This is a genomic window from Gemmatimonas sp. UBA7669, assembly GCF_002483225.1.
GTDB lineage: Bacteria > Gemmatimonadota > Gemmatimonadetes > Gemmatimonadales > Gemmatimonadaceae > Gemmatimonas.
This window is the reverse complement of record NZ_DLHL01000025.1, coordinates 36,080-56,978: the sequence shown is the minus strand read 5'-3', so window position 1 is coordinate 56,978 and position 20,899 is coordinate 36,080. Positions and strand designations below refer to the sequence as shown.

At 67.6% G+C, this 20,899-nt stretch carries 16 protein-coding genes; 9 read left to right on the top strand and 7 right to left on the bottom strand.

Annotation, left to right across the window (positions count from 1 at the left end):
* Nucleotides 1-6 precede the first annotated feature (6 nt).
* Genes B2747_RS07230 through B2747_RS07220 form a run of 3 tightly spaced genes read right to left on the bottom strand, consistent with a single transcriptional unit; the run spans nucleotide 7 to nucleotide 5,681 of the window.
* The gene (locus B2747_RS07230; RefSeq protein WP_291158507.1) at nucleotides 7-3,129 is read right to left on the bottom strand and encodes an efflux RND transporter permease subunit; all 3,123 of its coding nucleotides are present in this window, start codon (nucleotides 3,127-3,129) and stop codon (nucleotides 7-9) included.
* A 3-nt stretch (nucleotides 3,130-3,132) separates the two neighbouring features.
* On the bottom strand, nucleotides 3,133-4,389 hold the full coding sequence (locus tag B2747_RS07225) for an efflux RND transporter periplasmic adaptor subunit (protein ID WP_291158505.1): 1,257 nt from the start codon (nucleotides 4,387-4,389) through the stop codon (nucleotides 3,133-3,135).
* On the bottom strand, nucleotides 4,386-5,681 hold the full coding sequence (locus B2747_RS07220) for a TolC family protein (protein ID WP_291158503.1): 1,296 nt from the start codon (nucleotides 5,679-5,681) through the stop codon (nucleotides 4,386-4,388). The genes B2747_RS07225 and B2747_RS07220 overlap by 4 nt, the downstream gene beginning before the upstream one ends.
* Nucleotides 5,682-5,929: 248 nt before the next feature.
* Between B2747_RS07220 and B2747_RS07215 the strand changes: the two genes are divergently transcribed.
* Nucleotides 5,930-6,265 carry a hypothetical protein gene (locus B2747_RS07215; protein WP_291158501.1) on the top strand — a complete coding sequence of 112 codons (336 nt, stop codon included), beginning with the start codon at nucleotides 5,930-5,932 and terminating at the stop codon, nucleotides 6,263-6,265.
* Between the two features lie 10 nt (nucleotides 6,266-6,275).
* Here B2747_RS07215 and B2747_RS07210 read toward each other — a convergent pair whose 3' ends face one another.
* Together B2747_RS07210 and B2747_RS07205 are read right to left on the bottom strand one after the other, a co-directional pair.
* Nucleotides 6,276-7,697, bottom strand: a complete 1,422-nt coding sequence (locus tag B2747_RS07210; protein ID WP_291158499.1) for a sensor histidine kinase — start codon at nucleotides 7,695-7,697, stop codon at nucleotides 6,276-6,278.
* Nucleotides 7,681-8,385, bottom strand: a complete 705-nt coding sequence (locus B2747_RS07205; protein ID WP_291158497.1) for a response regulator transcription factor — start codon at nucleotides 8,383-8,385, stop codon at nucleotides 7,681-7,683. Before B2747_RS07205 ends, B2747_RS07210 begins: the two co-directional genes overlap by 17 nt.
* 109 nt (nucleotides 8,386-8,494) lie before the next feature.
* Here B2747_RS07205 and B2747_RS07200 point away from each other — a divergent pair, with 109 nt between their 5' ends.
* Together B2747_RS07200 and acnA are read left to right on the top strand one after the other, a co-directional pair.
* Entirely contained in the window at nucleotides 8,495-9,637 is a 1,143-nt protein-coding gene (locus B2747_RS07200) for a patatin-like phospholipase family protein (RefSeq protein ID WP_291158495.1), read from the top strand.
* 167 nt (nucleotides 9,638-9,804) lie between these two features.
* On the top strand, nucleotides 9,805-12,552 hold the full coding sequence (acnA, locus tag B2747_RS07195) for an aconitate hydratase AcnA (protein WP_291158493.1): 2,748 nt from the start codon (nucleotides 9,805-9,807) through the stop codon (nucleotides 12,550-12,552).
* A 138-nt stretch (nucleotides 12,553-12,690) separates the two neighbouring features.
* Here the strand turns inward: acnA and B2747_RS07190 are convergent, their stop codons facing one another.
* On the bottom strand, nucleotides 12,691-13,533 hold the full coding sequence (locus B2747_RS07190; RefSeq protein ID WP_291158491.1) for a hypothetical protein: 843 nt from the start codon (nucleotides 13,531-13,533) through the stop codon (nucleotides 12,691-12,693).
* A 192-nt stretch (nucleotides 13,534-13,725) separates the two neighbouring features.
* On the opposite strand from B2747_RS07190, the gene B2747_RS07185 reads away from it, so the two are divergent.
* Nucleotides 13,726-14,610: a diacylglycerol/lipid kinase family protein gene (locus B2747_RS07185; RefSeq protein WP_291158489.1), complete on the top strand. Its 885-nt coding sequence runs from the start codon at nucleotides 13,726-13,728 to the stop codon at nucleotides 14,608-14,610.
* 251 nt (nucleotides 14,611-14,861) lie between these two features.
* Here the strand turns inward: B2747_RS07185 and B2747_RS07180 are convergent, their stop codons facing one another.
* On the bottom strand, nucleotides 14,862-15,452 hold the full coding sequence (locus B2747_RS07180) for a YMGG-like glycine zipper-containing protein (RefSeq protein WP_291158487.1): 591 nt from the start codon (nucleotides 15,450-15,452) through the stop codon (nucleotides 14,862-14,864).
* Nucleotides 15,453-15,681: 229 nt separating this feature from the next.
* Between B2747_RS07180 and B2747_RS07175 the strand changes: the two genes are divergently transcribed.
* From B2747_RS07175 to B2747_RS07155, 5 genes are all read left to right on the top strand, one after another.
* Nucleotides 15,682-16,248, top strand: coding sequence for a peroxiredoxin family protein (locus B2747_RS07175; RefSeq protein WP_291158485.1), 567 nt, complete (start codon nucleotides 15,682-15,684; stop codon nucleotides 16,246-16,248).
* A 1-nt stretch (nucleotide 16,249) separates the two neighbouring features.
* Nucleotides 16,250-17,764 carry a DUF4147 domain-containing protein gene (locus B2747_RS07170; RefSeq protein ID WP_291158483.1) on the top strand — a complete coding sequence of 505 codons (1,515 nt, stop codon included), beginning with the start codon at nucleotides 16,250-16,252 and terminating at the stop codon, nucleotides 17,762-17,764.
* 108 nt (nucleotides 17,765-17,872) lie between these two features.
* A complete protein-coding gene (locus tag B2747_RS07165; RefSeq protein ID WP_291158481.1) occupies nucleotides 17,873-18,673 on the top strand; it encodes a TetR family transcriptional regulator in 801 nt (266 codons plus the stop codon).
* Nucleotides 18,674-18,799: 126 nt separating this feature from the next.
* Complete coding sequence (locus tag B2747_RS07160; RefSeq protein ID WP_291158479.1) at nucleotides 18,800-19,723, top strand: carbon-nitrogen hydrolase; 924 nt, start codon at nucleotides 18,800-18,802, stop codon at nucleotides 19,721-19,723.
* Nucleotides 19,720-20,889, top strand: coding sequence for an agmatine deiminase family protein (locus tag B2747_RS07155; protein ID WP_291158477.1), 1,170 nt, complete (start codon nucleotides 19,720-19,722; stop codon nucleotides 20,887-20,889). Before B2747_RS07160 ends, B2747_RS07155 begins: the two co-directional genes overlap by 4 nt.
* Nucleotides 20,890-20,899 lie beyond the last annotated feature (10 nt).

The following is a 20,899-nucleotide window of genomic DNA, read 5'->3' as shown; positions in this document are numbered from 1 at the left end:
AGCGGGTTACGTGGTCGCGGCAGCCGGAACGGCGTGATCAGGTGCCTGAACAGTAGCACGCACACGCACCTTGCGGCGGCGCTCCAGCCAGGCATACAGCACCGGCAGTACGAACAGCGTGAGCACGGTGCTGGTCACGAGCCCCCCGATGACCACCGTGGCCAGCGGGCGCTGGACCTCGCTGCCCGGGCTGGTGCTGAGAGCCATGGGGACGAAGCCGAGACTGGCCACGAGTGCCGTCATGAGCACGGGGCGCAGGCGATCGGTGGCCCCGCGCCGCACGCGGGTCAGCACGTCCTTGCCGGCCATCTGCGCATCGTGGCGGAGATGATTGAGGTGCTCCACCATGACCACGCCGTTGAGCACCGCAATGCCGAAGAGCGCAATGAAACCGATGCTGGCCGAGAGATTGAGGTTGAGCCCGCGCATCCACAGGGCCGCAATGCCACCCACCAGGGCAAAGGGCACGTTGGACAGCACCAGCACGGCCTGCGGCACATCGCGGAAGGACACGTAGAGCAGCGCGAAGATGAGCAGCAGCGCCAGCGGCACGACGATCTCGAGACGCTTCATGGCCCGCTGCTGGTTTTCGTACTGTCCGCCCCACTCGAGAAACACGCCGGCCGGCAGCGGCACCTCGCGCGCGATGCGCGTGCGCACTTCGCTGACGAAGCTGCCCAGGTCGCGTCCGCGCACGTTGCTGAGCACGAGGGAGCGGCGCTGGGCGTCCTCATGGCCGATGACTTCCGGCCCCGTGGTGGACTCGATCTCGGCCACCGCCGAAAGCGGCACCATCTCGCCACCGGGCGCGCGCAGCATGAGCCGGCCCAGTGCCGCAGCGTCGGCGCGGTAGGCTTCCGGGACGCGCACGGCAATGTCCACGCGGCGGAAGCCATCAATCCACTCGGCCGATGCGCGGGCGCCCATGGCCAGATCGAGCGCGAGCCGCACGTCATCCACCGACAGGCCATACTGCGCCAGAGCCTCGCGGCGCACGGCCATGCGCACCTGCCCGCTGCCCTCTGCCACCTCCACGGCCACGTCGGCATTGCCGGGCACCGAGGCAATCACCCGCCTTATGCGCTCGGCGATGCCCTGATTCTGTTCGAGATCGGGACCCACCACCTTCACACCGAGGTCGGTCTTGATGCCGCTCTCCGCTTCGTCGAGGCGCATGGCCATGGGCTGCGTGAACGACACCTCGAGGCCCGGCACCACCGACAGGGCCGAATCGAAGGCAGCCACAAGATCCTCGCGGTTGGTGGCCGTGGTCCACTCGGACATGGGCTTGAGGATGACGTACATGTCGCCCTCGAAGAGCCCCATGGCTTCGGTGGCGAGATCGGGGCGGCCCTCCTTGGTGACCACCGTGACCACCTCAGGGAAGCGCCGCACGATGCGTTCGGAGGCCAGCGACAGCCGCGTGGCGTCGGCCAGATCGACGCTCGGCATGCGCCGCGTGTTCACGAGAATGGCGCCCTCGTCGAGCTTGGGCATGAACTCCGTGCCGATGCGCGTCATTGACCACAGAGCCACCACCACCAGCACCAGTGAACCACCCACGATGGGCAGCGGCCGCGCCATCACACGCGCCAACATGCGGTCATAGGCAGCGGTGAGGCGCACGATCCAGGGCGCCGGCGCCGCGTGCCCGCCACGCAGTGCCCAACTGGACACGGCCGGCACGTAGGTGAGCGCGAGGAAGAGACTGCCCAGCACCGCACACACCACCGTGAAGGCCATGGGCTTGAACATGCGGCCTTCCATCCCGTCGAGCGTGAAGATGGGGATGTACACCGCCACGATGATGGCAATGCCAAAGAGAATGGGACGTCCCACCTCGATGGCCGCGCGCTCGAAGAGGCCGCGGCGGTCACTGTTGCCGTTCTCTTCCAGGCGCCGGATGAAACCTTCCACCATCACAACCGACGCGTCGACAATGAGACCGAAGTCGAGCGCGCCAAGACTCATGAGATTGGCAGAGTACCCGAAGGTGGCCATGCCCACAAAGGCAATGAGCATGGAGATGGGAATGACGCTGGCCACGATGAGTGCCGCGCGTACGTTGCGGAGAAACAGAAACAGCACCGCAATGACCAGCAGACCGCCCTCGATCAGATTCTTGATGATGGTGCGCGACGTACGCCCCACCAGCTCGGTCTGATCGTAGAACGGAACGATCTCCACATGCGCCGGCAACGCCTGCTGGATTTCCGCCATGCGCGCCTTGACGCCCTCAATCACCACCCGCGAGTCGGCGCCCTGCAGCTTGAGCACCATGCCGCTCACCACCTCGCCCACGCCGTCCCTGGTGACCGCACCGTTGCGCGGCAGCGCCCCCCGCTTCACGGTGGCCACGTCTCCAATGCGGACCGGCACGCCGGCGTGGGACCCGATCACCACGCGCGCGAGATCTTCGGGACGTTCCACACGCCCGAGCCCACGCACCGTGTAGCGCTCGCCCCCCTGTTCGAGGTAACTGCCACCAAAGCTCATAGTGTTGGCGGCCAGCGAACGATCGACATCAGCCATGCCGAGCCCACGTGCCGCGAGGCGCACCGGATCGACTTCCACTTCAAGTCGCTCCGTCAGCCCTCCCCAGGAATTGACCTCGGATACACCGGGCACCGTGCGCATGCGCGGGCGCACGACGTAGTCATGCAAGGTCTTGAGTTCGGTGAGCGAGAGCGAGTCGCTGGTCAGCACATACTGATACAGCTCGCCCATTGGCGTGGACACGGGACCGAGGCCCGGTTCGATGCCGGCAGGCAGCGCCGCCTTGGCATCGGCCAGGCGTTGCTGCACCAGTTGGCGCGCAAAATAGACGTCGATGTGATCAGGGAACGGAACCGTGATCAACGACAGACCGAACTTGGAGACGGAGCGTACGCCCACCGCGCCGGGCACCCCCATGAGGTTGGACTCAATGGGATAAGTGACGAGCCGCTCCACTTCTTCTGGCGCCATGCCGGGCGCCACCGTGATGACTTCCACGCGCGTCCCGGTGAGGTCGGGAAACGCGTCAAAGGGTATGCGTTGCAGCGCCACCAGACCCGCGGCCATGAGGGCGAGCGTGAAGCCCACCACCAGGCCACGGCGCTTGAGCGCGAGATGTATGAGCCAGCGCATGGCTCAGTGCTCCCCGCCGCCACCGCCACCGCGGCGGCGCAGCAATTCGGCTTTTGCAATGCCGGCGCCCTGCACAAGTACGGCGGCACCAGCGTCGAGTCCCGCCAGCACCTCCACGCGCTCGGCAGTGCGCCGACCCACGCGCACCCGCGTGGCTTCGAGATGCAGCCCCTCACCACGCTGCTCGGCGCGAAACACCACCGTGTCTCCGTCGAATGCCACCACCGCCGCCGCGGGTACCGTGCGAACCGGTGCCTGCGCCTCACCGCTGATCTCGGCCTGCACAAAACTCTCCGCACGACCGCCCAGCGGTCCGCTGGGCCGCGCCAGTACCTCGAGTGTGCGCGTCACCGAATCGATGGTGGGCGCCACGCGCCAAACCCGCGCTTCGTACGACGCGCCCTGCGCATCGGCGACGGTGTATCGCACACGGAAGCCAGGCTGCACCCCGGCCGCCGCCGACTCCGGCACATGCATGACGAGTTGCAGACGTGAGGGATCGCCCACGGTGAGCAACGGCGTTCCCGGCAGCACCACCGTGCCCGGCTGCGCGTCACGCGAGGTGACCACGCCGCCAATGGGCGTGCGGGTAATCACATCATGTTCATCAGCGCCTTGAGGCAGCGGCGGCGAACCGGCCAGATGCTCCACCAGCGCTGCAGCACGATCGCGCTCCGAAACCGCGCGGGCGTGCGCGCTGACCGCCACGGTGCGTGCCACCTGCGCGCGTTCCAGCTCTGCGCGTGACATGGCCTTGCTGTCGAACAGACGTTGCGCTCGGTCAGACGCACTCTCCGCCAGACGGCGTTCTGCGTCGGCGGCCTCGACCGCCGACTCCGCACTTCGCAGCGCGGCGCGCGCGTCCATGATCTCGTGACTGTGAATGAACACGAGCCCCTGCCCTGCCCGCACACGATCACCCACACGCACCACGACATGGGTGATGCGACCTTCGGTAATGGAGCCGATCGTTTCGAACGCTTCAGGATCGAGCTGCAGGCGGCCCGGCACGGTCACCACCGCGCGCCACGGCGACGTACGCACGCTGTCCACGGTAAACCCGGCGATACGCACGGCCTCAGCCGATAAGGTGGCGGTGTCGGCATGCACGGTAGCGGCGGTCGTATCCGGCGGCGTGTCCGTGCTCTCGCCTCCGCAGGCAGCAAGCACGCCACAGAGCAGAGCAAGTGACCCGGCCGAGCGGGTGCGCAACGGGGAACGCGTAGCGGGAGACAGGAACGATAGCGGGCGGGACGTCATCGGCCACTCGGAGTCGAGGGAGTCAGGAGAGGAAGGTCGAGCGGGCTCTCTGCATCAAGACGAGCCCCGAGCGCCAACTCGAGTTCGAGCCGCGCCATCCAGGCATCGACCATCCACTGGCGATGTGCGGTGCGGGCGTCTACCGCCGCGCGTTCCGCATCGAGCAGCTCGGTGAGCGTGAGGTGGCCCTCGCGGTAGGCAATGCGCGCACTCTGCACCAGTGTGGTGGCGCGCGCATCGAACGAGGCAGCCGCCTCGCGCGTGTCGCGCAGCGCGACATAGTGCTGCCGGGCGCGAATCACGCTCAGTTGCAGGGCGCGCCTGGCATCGTCATGCAGCAACTGCGCTTCGCGCAGCTCGCCTGCGGCCCGTTCACGCGCGCCGTTGTTGCGATTGAACAGGGGCAGCGGCATGGCGACACCCAGCTGGCCGGTCATGAAGCCACCGGTTTCCTTGGTGCCACCCTGCAATTGCACTTCGCCCAACACACCGCGCTGTTCCGCCGAGAGACGTTTGCGCGCCTCTGCCACGGCGAGTTCGCGCGCCAGCAGATCGGGTCGACCGCGCTGAGCGGTTTCCACGGCCAACAGCGAGTCCGGCGCGTCCGGCAGGCCCGGCGCCATGAGGGCCGCCAACTGCGCAGCCTGCACGGTCGCGCCCAACTGCCGGGAGAGGGTGAGCAGAAGCTCGCCTTCGCTCTGACGGGCGCGCACCGCCGTCATCCGTGCCCGGTCGGCCTCGAGCGACGTCCTGAGGCCAACGGCTTCAGCCACCAGGCCTTCGCGCACCCGCGTGGAGTCCACACGTGCCAGTTCCTGCAGCGCCGCCGCCTGCTCGGTCACGACACGGGCCAGTTCATGTGCCGAGGCGGCTTCCAGCCACCCTCGCGCCACCGTCAACTCGGCCATGCGGCGCTCGTGCTGCAGGTCGGCTTGCACACGACCGCGGCCCGCCGAGGAAGCACCGCGCAGGGCCAGCCGCCGGCCCGCGAGATCGAACGGCACATAGGCCGTGGCGAAGATGTCGGGCTGCAGCGGGCTGCCGAGGTTTTCGCGCCGCCACTCAAGGGTGGGGTTGAGCCACTGGGTGCTTTCACGCACCCGGCCATCGGCAATGCGCCCACGGGCATCGGCCAGCTGGCGCAGCAGGCCTTGCTGCCGTGCCATCTCCACGGCGGCGGTGAGGTCGAGTGACGAGCTGTGCGGCGGGGTGCCTGCGGCCTGCGCCGGCAGCTCGGTGCCGACGGCCGGCGACAGCGCGAGGGCCAGCGCCAGGGCCAGAGCGCGAGGCACCGCTGACAGGGGGGGAGTTCGGAGCATTCCCAAAGCTGCAGCCCGTGCATGAATACGACATGAACACGGCGCCACGTTCAGCTCAGAACGTCTGGTGTCACGCCCAGTGCGCCATATCACACGCTGTTGCCCGACTTTTGTATCTGTCGTTCAAGTCCTGGAAGGGGGAAGCCGACACACTGAATCAGCGCCATAACGGCGCCCATGTGACTTCAGCTCCTCGAGCCGTGCCAATTCCTACGCCTGCCATGTCGTTTCCGGTGATCGACGTCGATCACCAGGCTGTTTCCGATCCGCTCGCGCGTCTTATGCGAGCCTACGATCGAGCCATTCGCGCCTGCGAGGCCTTCGATCCGTCTGGCGCACGCCGGTCGATCGGCCTGCTGCGGGAAGCGCTGGACCTCGAGTCGTCGGCGTCGCGCAGTTTCGACGCGCTCTACGCGTGGTGTGAGGATGCGGTGGCGCAGCATGACTTTGTGGGAGCCGCCCAGTGCCTGCGCACGTTGCGGGACGCCTGGCGTCGCGCCACGCAGCCCGATCTGCCCTGGCGCATTGAACCGCGCGCGGATCTGCCGCTGAGCTGAGCGACGCGAGTTAGGCGCGCGGCAGGGTCACGCGGAAGGCGGCGCCCCCCAAGGGACTGTCTTCAATGCGAATGCTGCCGCGGTGCCGCTGCACCACCCAGGCCGCGATGGCCAGGCCGAGACCACTGCCGTCCGCGCGCCGACGTCTCGCGTCCTCGCCGCGAAAGAAGCGATCGAACACGCGTTCACGCTCGGCCGGAGCAATGCCCGGCCCGCTGTCCTCGACGAGCAGTTCGACCTGTGTGTCGTGTGCGGCCACCTTCACGCGCACTCGGCCCGTTGCTTCCTCGGCCTGAGCGTCCTGAGGCGCGGCGTAGCGCAGGGCATTGTCGAGCAGCACCCCCAGCAGACGGCGCAGCAGCACGGCATCGCCCTGTACCGGCGCTTCCTCCGGCGTCTCCATGTCGAGGCGAAGTCCGGCCTGCTCGGCCTGTGGCCGCCATCGCGGCACCTCGTCGCTGACGAGGTCGTCGAGGAACAGATGCTCACGACGCAGCGGTGCGTCGTCACCGGCGGCATCGGCCTGCGCCAGCTGCATCAACTCATCGAGATGCTGCGACACCACACGCAGCTCGGCCTCGAGCGCGCGCAGCGTGTCTTCGTGTGAAGCCGGCGATGCCGTGGTCAGCCCCCCGGCCGCGGCCAACTGCGCCACCTCCACACGCGCGCGCATGCGGGCGATGGGTGTCCGCAATTCATGCGCGGCGTCGGCCAGGAACGCGCGCTGTTGCACGAGCGCCCCGTCGAGTTGGTCCAGCAGCGCGTTGAAGCGCTCGCCCAGTCGGCCCAGCTCATCACCCGGGTTGGCGAGCGGCAGGCGCTCGCCACTGACCGGGGCGATGCGCGCCGCGGCGTCGGCCATCTGGCCGACGGGCCGCAGTGTGCGCCCCGTGAGCCACCACCCCACCATGGCCGCCACTCCAACCAGCGCCGGGATGCCGAAGCCAAACCAGCGATCGATGCGCCGCAGCAGGGCGTGCAGATTGGCCAGCGACGCATGCACTTCCACGTCCCACCCGGGCGCCAGATCCTTGTCGAGCGGAAAGCGTACCGCACGCACCGGCGCCGACAGCTGACCGCGGGCCATGCGCGACACGGTGCCACGTGGCATGGACACGGAGTCGCCAAAATGCGAATCGTCGGGTCGGCGGATATGCATGGCACGGTCTTCAAACACCAACTCGCCGCTGATGTGCGTGAGCGTGGCCTCGATGCTGCGATACTCCGCGATTTCGGTGCGGAAGAACTGCGACACAAGGGCCGCCGAGGCGCGCACCGATTCGTCGAATTCCTGCTGCAGCGTGGCGCGCAGTGCCTGCCGCGTGACCGTGGCCGCGACCAGCAGCAACAGCAGCACCGTGGCCGCATAGAGCAGCGTGAAGCGGGTGCGAATGCGGGAGCGAAGCCCCACGCGCTCAGGCACGGTTCGCACCAGGTGTGGACTCCGGCGGAGGCAGCATGAGCCGATACCCGGTGCCGCGTACCGTTTCCAGCAGCGGCACCTCGCCCTCGGCGTCCACTTTGCGGCGCAGGCGCGCAATGTAGACGTCGATCACGTTGCTCATGGGATCGAAATTGTCGTCCCAGGCGTGCTCGCCCAGATACTCGCGGGTGAGCACCCGACCCGGCGCGCGCATGAGCACCTGGAGAATGGCAAACTCCTTGGTGGTCAGCGGGATGTCGCGCCGGCCGCGTCGTACCATCCGGGTGGCAGGATCGAGGTGCAGATCTCCCACCACCAGCACTGTGGGCGCGTCACTGTCCGGGCGGCGCAGCACCGCGCGCAGACGCGCCACCAGTTCGCGCAGCGCATACGGCTTGACGAGATAGTCGTCGGCGCCGAGGTCGAGCCCGGCCACGCGATCCTCCAGCGTATCGCGAGCCGTGGCCATGACGATGCGCGGCGCCGGCGTGCGCGCACGCAGCGCCGTGCAGATGGCCAACCCGTCATCGTCAGGCAGACGCAGGTCGAGCACCACGGCATCATATGGGCTGACGGCCGCCAGCTCGCGCGCCAACTTCCCCGTGGCCACCGGATCCACCGCAAACCCGTTGGCACGCAGGAAGGCCGCCGCGCTGTCCCGCAGCGTTTCGTCGTCTTCCACCAGCAGCACGCGCATGGGTGTAAGATACCAGTGACAGATGAACCGTGGGTGAACAGCGCATATCGTGGACCGCATGACGTGCACCGTTTGACGTGGACCGTATGACGTGGCAGGAGAGGCAGGCGTGAGTCCGTTCAAGGCACCGGTGGACAGCACCCCGATGGACCGCACCGGCATCCATCAGGCGCTGCCGCGCATTGGGGTGGTACTGGGCGGCGGCGCGCTGAAGGGCATGGCCCACATCGGTGCGCTGCGCGCCATTCGCGAGGCGGGCATTACGCCGCATCTCTTTGCCGGCACCAGCATCGGCGCCATGATTGCCGCCGCCGCGGCCAGTGGCGTCACGCCCGATGTGCTGCAGGAGCGCGCGCTGTCCTTCAAGCGCAAGGATCTCTTCCGCATCAATCACGTCGGCATGATCATGGACCGCATGTTGTCGCGGTCCATCTACCTCGAGGGGCCGCTGCGCGCGCTCTGTGACGAGCTGGTGGCTGACGGCAGCTTTGACGATCTCAAGACCAAACTGCTGGTGGCGGCCGTGGACCTCGAGCGTGGCACCCCGGTGGTGTTCGGACGCCCGGGGTTCCGACAGGTCAAGGTGCGGGATGCCGTCTATGCGTCGTGTGCCCTGCCCGGCTTCTTCCCGCCCGGCGTGGTGGGTGACCGGGTGTGCATAGACGGCGGCACCATGGACAATCTGCCGGTCGAAGTGGCGGGCCTCGACGTGGACGCGCTCATTGCCGTGGACGTGGGCATCGCCAACGTGCCGCTGGCCGCCGGCGTGGCCGAGCAGGGCTTTGCCACGATCTTCATGCGCGCCGCCACGATGATGATGCACGAAATGCAGCAGGCCACGCTGGAGACCTGGAAGGGGCCGCCCATGCTGCTCGTGCGGCCGCCGGTTTCGCACATCGGCTGGTTCTCCTTCCGGCACATCGAAAAGCTGCTCGATCTGGGCTACACGGCCACCCGTGAGGCGCTTGGCCACCTGCTCAATGCCCTGAGCGCCCCGGGCGGCATCTATCCGCGTCGGCTCATGCGCATCGAGGTGGACCGGCCCGCCTGCACCGGCTGCGGCCTCTGCGCGGCCCACGCGCCCCACCTCATGGCGCTCGACGAGGAGCTCAAGGCCTACCCCATGCTGCCCGTGCACGAGTTCTCCCCAGCCGACGGCGGCTTTGCGGGCTGCTGCCCCGTATCGGCCATCACCGTGGCTCCCATCGAGACCTGGGACGAAGCCGGGGCAAGGCTGGCGCAGTCAGCCTGAGCCCGTCAGGGCCGCAAAGGCTGGCCGTCGCCCGTCCCCCGGCCGATATTCCCTGCAGCCTCGTCGGTACCGGATGCTGCAAGTGGCAGCGTCGCGGCGCGATGAGTGGCTCCGTTCCGGACGCGTGGCGCCACCCGTGGGGTCGGCCCGCGCAGGACACTCCCTTCATGTCACACCCCAATTCCTTCGGCGCCCGCTCCACGCTTACGGTGGGCGCCCGCCAGTACACGTACTTCCGCCTCGATGCCCTCGACGGCCTCGCCGGCAGTACGGCCCGCACGCTGCCCTTCTCCCTGCGCGTGCTGCTCGAGAACATGCTGCGCGGTGAGGACAACGCCTTCGTCAAGCAGGCCGACGTCGAAGCGCTGGCGCGCTGGAACGTCAAGGCACCCGTGGACAAGGAAATCGCCTTCCGCACCGCCCGTGTGCTGCTGCAGGACTTCACCGGCGTGCCCTGCGTCGTGGATCTCGCGGCCATGCGCGATGCCATGGTGGCCCTCGGCGGCGATCCCACCAGGATCAATCCGCTGCAGCCCGTCGATCTGGTCATCGACCACTCGGTGCAGGTGGACGAATACGGCACCGAGGCCGCGTTGCTGCTCAACACCGAACTCGAGTTCGAGCGCAACCGCGAGCGCTACCAGTTCCTCAAGTGGGGCCAGACCGCGCTGCGCAACTTCCGCGCGGTTCCGCCGGGCACGGGCATCTGCCACCAGGTCAATCTCGAGTACCTCGCGCAGGTCGTGTTCACCGCGCAGGACGGCGGCGAGACGCTGGCCTACTGCGATTCGCTCGTGGGCACGGACTCGCACACCACCATGATCAACGGCCTGGGTGTGCTGGGCTGGGGTGTGGGCGGCATCGAGGCCGAGGCGGCCATGCTGGGCCAGCCGGTGAGCATGCTCATTCCCGAGGTCATCGGCTTCAAGCTGCACGGCAAGCTGCCCGCGGGTGCCACGGCCACGGACCTCGTGCTCACCTGCACTGAGATGCTCCGCAAGAAGAAGGTCGTGGGCAAGTTCGTCGAGTTCTACGGCCCGGGTCTCTCGAGCCTCGCACTGGCCGACCGCGCGACCATCGCCAACATGGCGCCCGAGTACGGCGCCACCATGGGCTTCTTCCCCGTCGACGACGAAACGCTCAAGTATCTGCGCCTCTCGGGCCGCAGTGACGAGCAGGTCGCGCTGGTCGAAGCCTACTGCAAGGCGCAGGGGCTCTTCCGCACTGACGCCACGCCCGACCCCGTCTTCACCGACACGCTCGAACTCGACCTGAGCACGGTGGTGCCAAGCCTCGCGGGCCCCAAGCGTCCGCAGGATCGTGTGCCACTCTCAGAGAGCAAGGCCATGTTCCGCGAGGCGCTGGCCACGCAGCTCGCCACGCAGGCGGTGGCGGCGGCGCCGGCCGGTTCGGCCGCTGCGGCCATGGTGTCGGAAGGCGGACACGTGGAAGCCGACCAAGGGGTACCCTGCGACTACAAGGGTCAGTCGTTCAAGCTGCAGCACGGCCATGTCGTCATCGCCGCCATCACGAGCTGCACCAACACCAGCAACCCGAGCGTGATGCTCGCCGCTGGCTTGCTGGCGCGCAACGCGGTGAACAAGGGCCTCAAGACCAAGCCTTGGGTCAAGACCTCGCTGGCCCCCGGCTCCAAGGTGGCCACGGAGTACTTCCACAAGGCGAATCTCATGGATTCGCTCAACGCCCTTGGCTTCAATGTGGTGGGCTACGGCTGCACCACCTGCATCGGCAACTCGGGTCCGCTGCCCACACAAATCAGCGAAGCCATCGATACGGGCAAGCTCAACGTGGCGGCCGTGCTTTCGGGCAACCGCAACTTCGAAGGCCGCGTCAATCCGCAGACGCGCTTCAACTACCTCGCGTCGCCGCCGCTGGTGGTGGCCTACGCGCTGGCTGGCCGCATGGACATCGACATGGCCACCGAGCCGCTGGGCATCGGCACCGACGGCCCCGTGTTCCTGCGTGACATCTGGCCGTCGCCGCAGGAAGTCGAGCACACCATTCTCGAGAGCGTCAAGCGCGAGCAGTTCACCACGCAGTACGCCGATGTGTTCAAGGGTGACGAACACTGGCAGGCTATCGCGGCCCCCACGGGCAATCAGTACGCCTGGGACGCAAGCAGCACCTACGTGCAGAACCCGCCGTACTTCACCGGCATGACGATGACGCCGCCGGGCATCCGCCCCATCACCGGCGCCAAGGTGCTTGGCATGTTCGGCGACTCCATTACCACCGACCACATCTCGCCCGCGGGTTCCATCGCGGCCGCGAGCCCGGCCGGCAAGTACCTCACGTCGCTCGGCGTGGAGAAGAAGGACTTCAACTCCTACGGCGCACGCCGTGGCAATCACGAAGTCATGATGCGCGGCACCTTCGCCAACATCCGACTCAAGAACGAACTGACGGGTGGCAAGGAAGGCTGGTGGACGGCTACGGCGCCCGGCGCCGAGCCCGAAGCCATTTACGATGTGTCGATGGCGCGTCAGGCGGCCGGTGTGTCGCAGATCGTCATCGCCGGCAAGGAGTACGGCACGGGCTCTTCGCGCGACTGGGCGGCCAAGGGCACCATGCTGCTCGGCGTGCGTGCGGTCATTGCCGAGAGCTTCGAGCGCATTCATCGCTCGAACCTCGTGGGCATGGGTGTGCTGCCGCTCGAGTTCGTGAACGCCGAAACGCGGCAGTCGCTGGGCCTGACCGGCTTCGAGACCTACGACATTGTGGGCCTCGATGCCTCACTCGCACCGCGGGCCACGCTCACGGTCAAGGCCACCGCGGCTGACGGCAGCGTCAAGACCTTCAGCGCACGTTGCCGCATCGATACGCCGGAGGAAATGCAGTACTACATCCACGGTGGCATTCTGCCGTACGTGCTGCGCAGCCTCGTTGGCAAGTAACGGGTCGCACCGCTGAAAACAGATCAGTTCCGGGTTCTGGGTTGAAGTTCCGGGTCGTGAGTTGAAGAACTCATGACCCGGAACTTCAACGCAAAACCCGGAACTGATTCGTTTTCAGCCCTCAGTCACGCAGAACCGTCAGTCTTCCCGCCCATCGCGATTCTTGTCTCGGAAGGCCTTGAACGCGAAGCGAATGTTGTTCTCCACGCGAGCCCGAATGAGGCCCGGCGTGTTGGCCAGCGCCGGTGCATACAGACCACCGACCGGGTTCACGAACCACGCACCGAGATCCAGCGTGACCGTGACGTTCGTGACATCACCGCCAATGGTGACGGGTGCGGTGAGCGGCACATCCAGCTTGGCATTCACGTCCGACACGAACACGAACGGCTGTCCGTTGTAGCTGCCTTCGAGCCGCACGCTGATGTCGCGGAAATCCGGATTGGCCTGACGGAAGGCCAGATCGTCGGAGCGGCTGCTGGTCACCTTGTGAATGTCAAAACGAATGCCGCTGTAGTTGCCCTCGGGCAGATCCACCGACAGCCGCCCGCGCTCTTCACCAGTCACGCCAAGATCCACCAGATACGGGCCGGTATGCACGGTGGGGCAGCGATCGTCCCGTCGCCGATCATCATCGTCATCATCATCATCGTCGTCATCGTCATCATCGCGGCAGGTGGCGCCCGCGCGCGTGAGCTTGACGTTCTTGATGACGAGCTGCGCCTTGGTCACGAGCAGCTCATCGTCACCGCGGGTGACGAGGAAACCCAGTGGGGTGGGCTCGGCATTGACCGCCGCGCCAGACACCACGCCGTCGGCCGTCTGCGCGGCCATCATGCCATCAGCGGTGAGGGCGCGGCCTCCGGATGACTGGGCCAGTTGAAAGCCGATGCCGACGTCGCCCGACGCGTTGGGGCCCGTGTTGTCGCTGCCGCAGGCAGCCAGCGCGGCCGTCGCCGCCAGCGCAAGAAAAGTTCGCATGACTCGCATGGTGTACTCCGTGTTGAAGACCCTCACAATGTGTGGTGGCCCTTGCCAATTGTCCGTGACCTGCGCCACCATCTCACGCGTATTTCATCTTGGACATGTCGCCCGAGGCGCAGGGCGTCACATGGCCGGTGCGCGCCGCCTCGATGTTCCCGTCATCCCTCTCCACCTGCCACACGCCACACCATGATTGCGCTGCTGGTCAATCCCGCTGCCGGTGGCGGGCGGGCGGCACCGCGCGCCGACGCCATGGAACGTGCGCTGGCCGCTGGTGCCACGGTGCGTCGCTACACCACCACGGGCCGTGGCGACGAAGCCCGGCAAGTCACCCGCGCGCTCGACGATGGCGCACAGGGTCTGGTGGTGGTGGGTGGAGACGGCGCCGTGCATCACGCAGTCTCCGCGCTATACCGCGCAGCTCGGGCGGGACGCACGACTCCACCGCTCGCCGTGTGCGCCGCCGGCACGGGCAATGACTTCGTGAAATCACTCGGTACGCCGTCACATGATGTAGCGGCCCTCGCGGCATTGGTTCATCGGGGCCAGACGCGTCGCATCGATTTGGGGATGATGGGCGACGTCCCGTTCTGCAACGCGGCCGGGCTCGGGTTCGACGTGGACGTACTCACCCGCATGCAGCGGCCGTCCATCTGGCGGGGGACAGCCGCGTACGTAGTCACCGCCCTGACGGCGCTGCGGGGCTTTCGCGGCCTCGATCTCCAGCTCGACGACGCCCCCAGGCAGCGTCACCTGATGGTGGTGTTCGCCAACGGCCACGTGTTTGGTGGGGCCTTCCGCATTGCGCCTGGCGCGCGACTCGACAACGGGCAACTGCACGCTGTGGCGATTGGCGAGGTCGCGCGCTGGCAGCGGCCGGCGGTGCTCGGACTCGCCGTACTTGGGCGGCACTTGCAACATCCAGCGGTTACAAGCCGTCAGCGCAGCGCATTCGTTCTCCGTGGCGATGACCGCACGCCGCTGCGTTTCGAAGCCGATGGCGAGTTGTACGATGCCCCGTCCGGCGAGATCGCGGTGTCCGTCCTGCCCGCTGCGCTCACGGTGTACGGCTGACGCGTGGGGCAAACGACATAGGGCGAGACAACCGCAGCGCATACAGCAACACCCGCCGCGGCGATCTGGCGCCACGACGGGTGTTCCTGTTGTCATCCCGCCCCCTCCACGAAGCGATCAGACCGTCCTACCCCTCTCTCTCTCGGACACGGCAACCGCTTGGAAAGTTGCCGACCGTTCGTGTTGTGTTGGGTCGCAGCGCACAGTGGCGTTCAGCAGGTGCTGCACGACGCTGCTTGCTGCCAATCGATTCAGCGCGGCGTCTTCACCTGATGGCCGATCACGCCACCAAGCACGGCACCCCCCAGTGCCCCGATAGCCGCACCCTTCACCCGATCACGTGACGTGGCCACGCCAATGGCCGCGCCGGTGGCCGCGCCGATGATGGCGCCCTTCTGCGTGTTGCGTTGCTCCTGCACGGCGCCCCTGCCCGTCCCGCCGCCGGTACCCGAACTGCCGCTGCGCCGCGCTGGCGCAGGAGCCGGGGCATACACCACCCGCTGCGGCGCCTGCGGATAGGCGGCCGCCGGATAGCTGGCTGGCGGATACGCGCCGTACGGCTGCCCATAGGGCTGCGGGTAACCGTAGGCGCCATACCCCGGCGCCGGCGCGTACCCGGCGCCGTACCCCATTTCCATGGGCGACATGTACTGACCGCGCATGGGCGCCGCCTGCGAGGCGGCCTGAAGATCCGCCTGCATCTGTGCATCGACGCCGCGTTCGCTCCCCCCACAGGCCGTCAGGACTGCGAAGGCCACGGGAATCAGCACAGGAAACACCGCCCGGCGCAGACGAGTACGTGTCTGAACCTGGGGCATCGAAACGGTCGTGGCAGCCAGCATGGGATCTCCGGGACAGGTGACGGGCTTCATGCGCCGTCCTCACCCACCTCACGTTGCAGACGCCGTGCCAGCACGAATCGGCCGTTTTGGTGTCGGAAACCACAGAACTCTGCGGGGTATTGTCCTCCGAGGGAGTCACCGGGCGTCCCGGGTTGGCGACAGGTCCCGCAGCACACTAGCGTTCCTGTTGCGTCGGTCTCCCTTCATTTCACCCTGCCAGGAGTTCCTGATGTCCGTTCGTTCGCGTGTCGCGGCCCGCACCGCGGCCTTCGCCGCCGCCTTTGGCCTGCTGCCAGCCCTTGCCGGCGCGCAGACCACGCTCAAGGTCGGCGACATGGCGCCCGACTTCACCGTGCAGACCGTCACCGCCAAGGGCGTTGAGGCCAAGCCGTTCAAGCTCTCCGAGCACCGCGGCGAAACGGTGGTGCTGGCATTCTTTCCCAAGGCGCGCACGCGCGGCTGCACCGTGCAGATGGAGTCGTACCGGGACCGCTACGCCGAGCTGTTCAAGGGCGGCAGCAAGGTCACGCTCGTTGGCGTGAGCACCGACCCGGACTCGGCACTGGTCTCCTGGGCCAATGATGCCAAGTTCCCCTTCCGCTTCGCCGCCGACACCGCGCGTGCGGTGGGTGTGGCCTACGGCGCCAACAAGGGCACGGGCTTCCATTCGCGACACCTGTACGTCATCGACCCCACGGGCCGCATTGCGTACATCACGACCCCGTTCAACCAGATGGCCGCCGACGCGTACACCGAGCTGGGCTCCGCGGTGAGCAAGGCCACCGCCAGCAAGTAAGGTGAGCGTTCGACCCTCGGTCGATACACACCGCGCCCTGCTCTCGGCTCTCTATGAGGCCGCGGTGCAGGGCGCGGCGCCGTTTGAGCGCACGCGGGGCGCCGTGTCGGTGTGGTGCGACGAACACGGCATGGCTCCCGGCGTTCGTGTACATGTCCTGGCCCTCGGCAAGGCCGCGCCGGCCATGCTGCAGGGCGCCGTGGCCGCGCTGGACGCACGCGGTATAACGCCGACCGGCGGTGCGCTGGTGAGCCATGCGCTGCCCGACACATGGGTGCCGACGGCGGGGATTCGTGTGGCACTGGGTGACCACCCGGTACCCGGCCCGGCATCACTCGCTGCAGCCGAAGCACTCGAAGACGCCATCGCCGATGTCGCCACCAACGACGTGGTGCTCGTGCTGCTCTCCGGTGGCACGACCGCCCTCTGCGCGGCCCCCATCCCCGCACTCTCGCAGGCGGCCGGTGACGCCGCCGCGGCGCAGGCGCTTGTCGCCAATCTGGCACAGACGCTGCTCGAAGGTGGACTGGCCATTCACGAGATGAACGCCATCCGCCGCCGCGTGCTGCGTTTTGGTGCCGGCCGGCTGGCCACGGCACTACATCAGCGTGGTGCCGCGCACATTGCCACCTTTGCCATCAGCGATGTCATTGGCGACGACGAGGCCGTGATCGGTTCGGGCCCTTGCACCCCCGATCCCTTCGACGACGCGACCTTTCTCGCGGTGCTCGACGCGCACGATCTCCGCAGTCGACTGCAGCGCGAGATGTCCACCGTGCTGGGGCTCGCCGGAAGCGGCACACCGCCTGCCGTACCGCCTGCAACACACCCGGCCTTCGCGCACACCTCGTACCGCATTGTGGCGCGCAATGCGCTGGCCGTGGCCGAAGCGTCACGCGCTGCGTCACAGCATGCGGTGACATCGGTGATGGTGGATGACACGCCGCTCGAAGGGGATGCCGCGCTGCTGGGTGAGGTGCTGGCACAGCGCGCGATCGCGCTCGCCCGCCAGACGCCGCGTGGAAGCCGCGCCGTGTTGCTCGCCGGCGGTGAGCCCGTGGTGGATCTGCACGCCACGATGGCGCGCGCCATGGAATTCGGAGAAGACGACGACGCGCGACTGGATGCGGATGACGCCGTCGCGCGCGCCGAAGGCTTCGCCCTGCCGCGCCGGCCGTCGGCCGCTGACGAACCGCTCAAGGGCGGGCGCATGCAGGTGCTGGCATTGTCGGCGGCCCTGGCACTCGAGGCTGCGACGCAGCGTGGCCACGCCGACGCATGGCGCGTGCGCGTGCTGGCCGCCGGCACGGACGGCCGCGATGGTCCCACCGATGCGGCCGGGGCCATTACAGACGCCGCGACGCCCGGCTTGGCCCGTCGTCACGGTCGCGCGCCGGAAACCGATCTGGCGACCGGTCGCTCCTATCTCGCCCTCGACGCCGCCGACGCCCTGCTGCGCACCGGGCCCACGGGCACCAACGTGATGGATGTCGTGGCGCTGCTCGTGACCGAGTGACCCACTGACCGAGTGACTGCAGCGCACCGCATGTGAGCGCGCGCGGACCGGTCCACCATCGGACCCGCGCGCGTTGTCAACATCCGTTCCCGTCGGTATCCTCTCGGGATGCCCGCCAAGCGCCGTAGCTCGCCGGCTCCCGCCGCCGCGCCCGATCCCGATGAGGCCGTCGAACAGCTCGCGCCGCCCGATGCGTCCGACCTGCTCGACCCGCCCGAAAGCAGCGATCGCAGCGCGGAATTGAGCGCGCTCGCCGACGACGCGTATCGGCGGCGCCCACGTCAGTCCCGTGGCCAGCGCCGCGTGGAACTGCTGCTCGAGGCAGCGGCCACGGTCATTGCCCGCGATGGCATTGAAGCGGCCACCGCCGAGGCCATCGCCGCCGAAGCCAAGACGGCCAAGGGCTCGCTGTATCAGTTCTTCCCCAATCGTGATGCCGTGCTCGCGGCGTTGGCGCTGCGCTACGCCGACGAGATGCGCGCCATCCACGAGCGCGCGCTCCCGCTCGACCCGCTGGAACTGCCGCTCGAGCGCCTCATCGATCGGGTCGTACGACCGCTCGCCGATTTCCATGACCGCACGCCCGCGTTTCGTCGGGTCTTCGCCAGTCACGACGCGCCGCCCGGTGCCACGGGCGCTGCGCCCGCGCGCCTCCGGGCGCAGCTCTTCGAGTCCTTCGTGGATCGGCTCGACGTGCTGTTTGCCACGCGCAATCCCCGCCTGCCAGCGCGTGACCGGCGGCGCGCGGCGCTCATGACCGCGACCATCGGTCAGGCCATTCTCGCCCAGCGCGGACGGACCAGCGTGGCCGCTGACCGCAAAGCCATGCTGGATGACCTGCGCCGGGCCCTGCTCGGCTACCTGCAGCCGCTGCTGGATCCCGAGCCGGCGAAAAAGAGCAGGAAGTAGCCACCAGGGCAACTCGCAACCCGGAACTTGAACCCAGAACCCGAAACCGATCAGTTCCGGGTTTTGAGTTCGAGTTCCGGGTCCTGAGTGAGCGTTTCGCCTCACGAGTTTGGCTATCTTTATCGCATGCCCAACATCGTCACCATCGGGATCGTGCAGGACACCGCGTCCGACGATCTGGCCGCCAATGTGGCCAAGGCCGTAACACGCGTGCGGGAAGCCGCGGCGCGTGGTGCGCAGATCATCTGCCTGCAGGAACTCTTCAACGCGCCGTACTTCTGCAAGACGGTGCGTCCGGAGCGGTTTGACATTGCCGAGCCGGCCGACGGTCCCATCGTGCACACCTTTCAGGCGTTGGCGAAGGAGCTCGCCATCGTCATCGTCGTGCCGTACTACGAGCGCGAGGCCCCGGGCCTCTACCGCAACTCGGCCACCGTCATCGATGCCGACGGCAGCGTACTGGGCACGTATCGCAAGATGCACATCCCGCACGACCCGCTCTTCGAGGAGAAGTACTACTTCGCGCCCGGTGACCTGACGGGTGACCAGCGGCACGAGCGGCATCCGGGCTACAACGGCTTCCGTGTCTGGCGTACGCGCTACGCTGACATCGGTGTGCTCATCTGCTGGGATCAGTGGTATCCCGAAGGCGCGCGCATCACGGCGCTGCTCGGGGCGCAGGTGCTGTTCTATCCCACGGCCATCGGCTGGCATCCCGCGGAGAAGGCCACATTCGGCGACGCGCAGGTTGATGCGTGGCGTACCGCGCAGCGCGCACACGCCATCGCCAACGGCGTCTTCGTGGCCTCGCCCAATCGTGTGGGCTTCGAGCCCGAGCCGGGCACCGACGGGCTCGAGTTCTTCGGGCAGTCGTTCATCTGCGATCCGTTTGGCCGTTACCTCGAGCAGGCCGGGACCGAGCCGGCCATTCTCGTGGCCCAGTGCGACCTGAGCCTCATCGAGGAGACGCGGCGCAACTGGCCCTTCCTGCGTGACCGGCGCATCGACGCGTATGGTCCCATTCTCAACCGTTGGATGGGGCCGTCGTGAGCACAGCGGCCAGCATTGCCGCCAGCGCGGCGGTGATCGCCGCCAACGCCGCGATCACGGCGGCGCAGGCGGCCGGGACCGCGGCGCGGGCCCAGGCCGTGCCCGCGCGTCGTATGCCCGCGGAGTGGGAGCGTCACGACGCCACCTGGATTGGCTGGCCGCACCACGAGCCCGACTGGCCGGGCAAGTTCGCGCCCATTCCGTGGGTGTACGCGGAAATCGTGCGCGCACTCGCGCCCTACGAACGTGTGGAGATTCTCTGCCACAGCGATGAGGTCGCCGACGAGGCGCGCAGTGCACTCACCATGCACGACGTGGACGCGTCCCGATATCGCCTGCATGTGCAGCCCACCGATCGCGTGTGGTTGCGTGATTCGGGGGCAACGGCCGTGCATACGGCAGACGGCACCGTCGAGTGGATCCGCTGGGACTTCAACGCCTGGGCCAAGTACGACAACTTCGCGCTCGACCGCGAAGTACCGGCGCGCATGGCCAGTGTGTCGGGGCTGCCTATGGTGCAGGCCCTGCGCCATGATACCGGCGCAGCTCTCGTGCTCGAAGGCGGTGGCATCGAAACTGATGGCCGCGGCACCATGCTGGTGACTGAGGAGTGGTTGCTCAGCGACGTACAGGTGCGCAATCCCGGCTATACCCGCGCCGACTACGAGCGCGCATTCGCCGAGTACCTCGGCATCAGCAAAACCATCTGGCTGGGTGAGGGCTGTGTCGGCGACGATACGCATGGGCACATCGACGACATTGCGCGTTTCGTGGCGCCCGGGGTAATGGTGCTCGCGCACGAGGAAAACCCCGACGACGAGAACCACGCGCGCTCGCTGGACAATCTGCGGCGACTCGAAGGCGCGACGGACGCGCGCGGCGAAGCCCTTCGTGTCGTCACTTTGCCCTATCCGCGCCCGGTCATCATGGACGGCACGCGCCTGCCGGCCAGCTACGCGAACTTCTACCTCGGCAATGGGGTTTGTCTCGTACCGACCTTCAACGACCGCAACGATCGCGTGGCGCTCAACACGCTCGCGAGTCTGCTGCCGCAGCACGACGTCATCGGCATTCATGCCGTCGATCTCGTGTGGGGGTTGGGCACGCTGCACTGTCTGTCGCAGCAGCAACCGAGCGTGCGGCATGTGCCCGCCGCTGGCGCCTGAACGGAAGCCG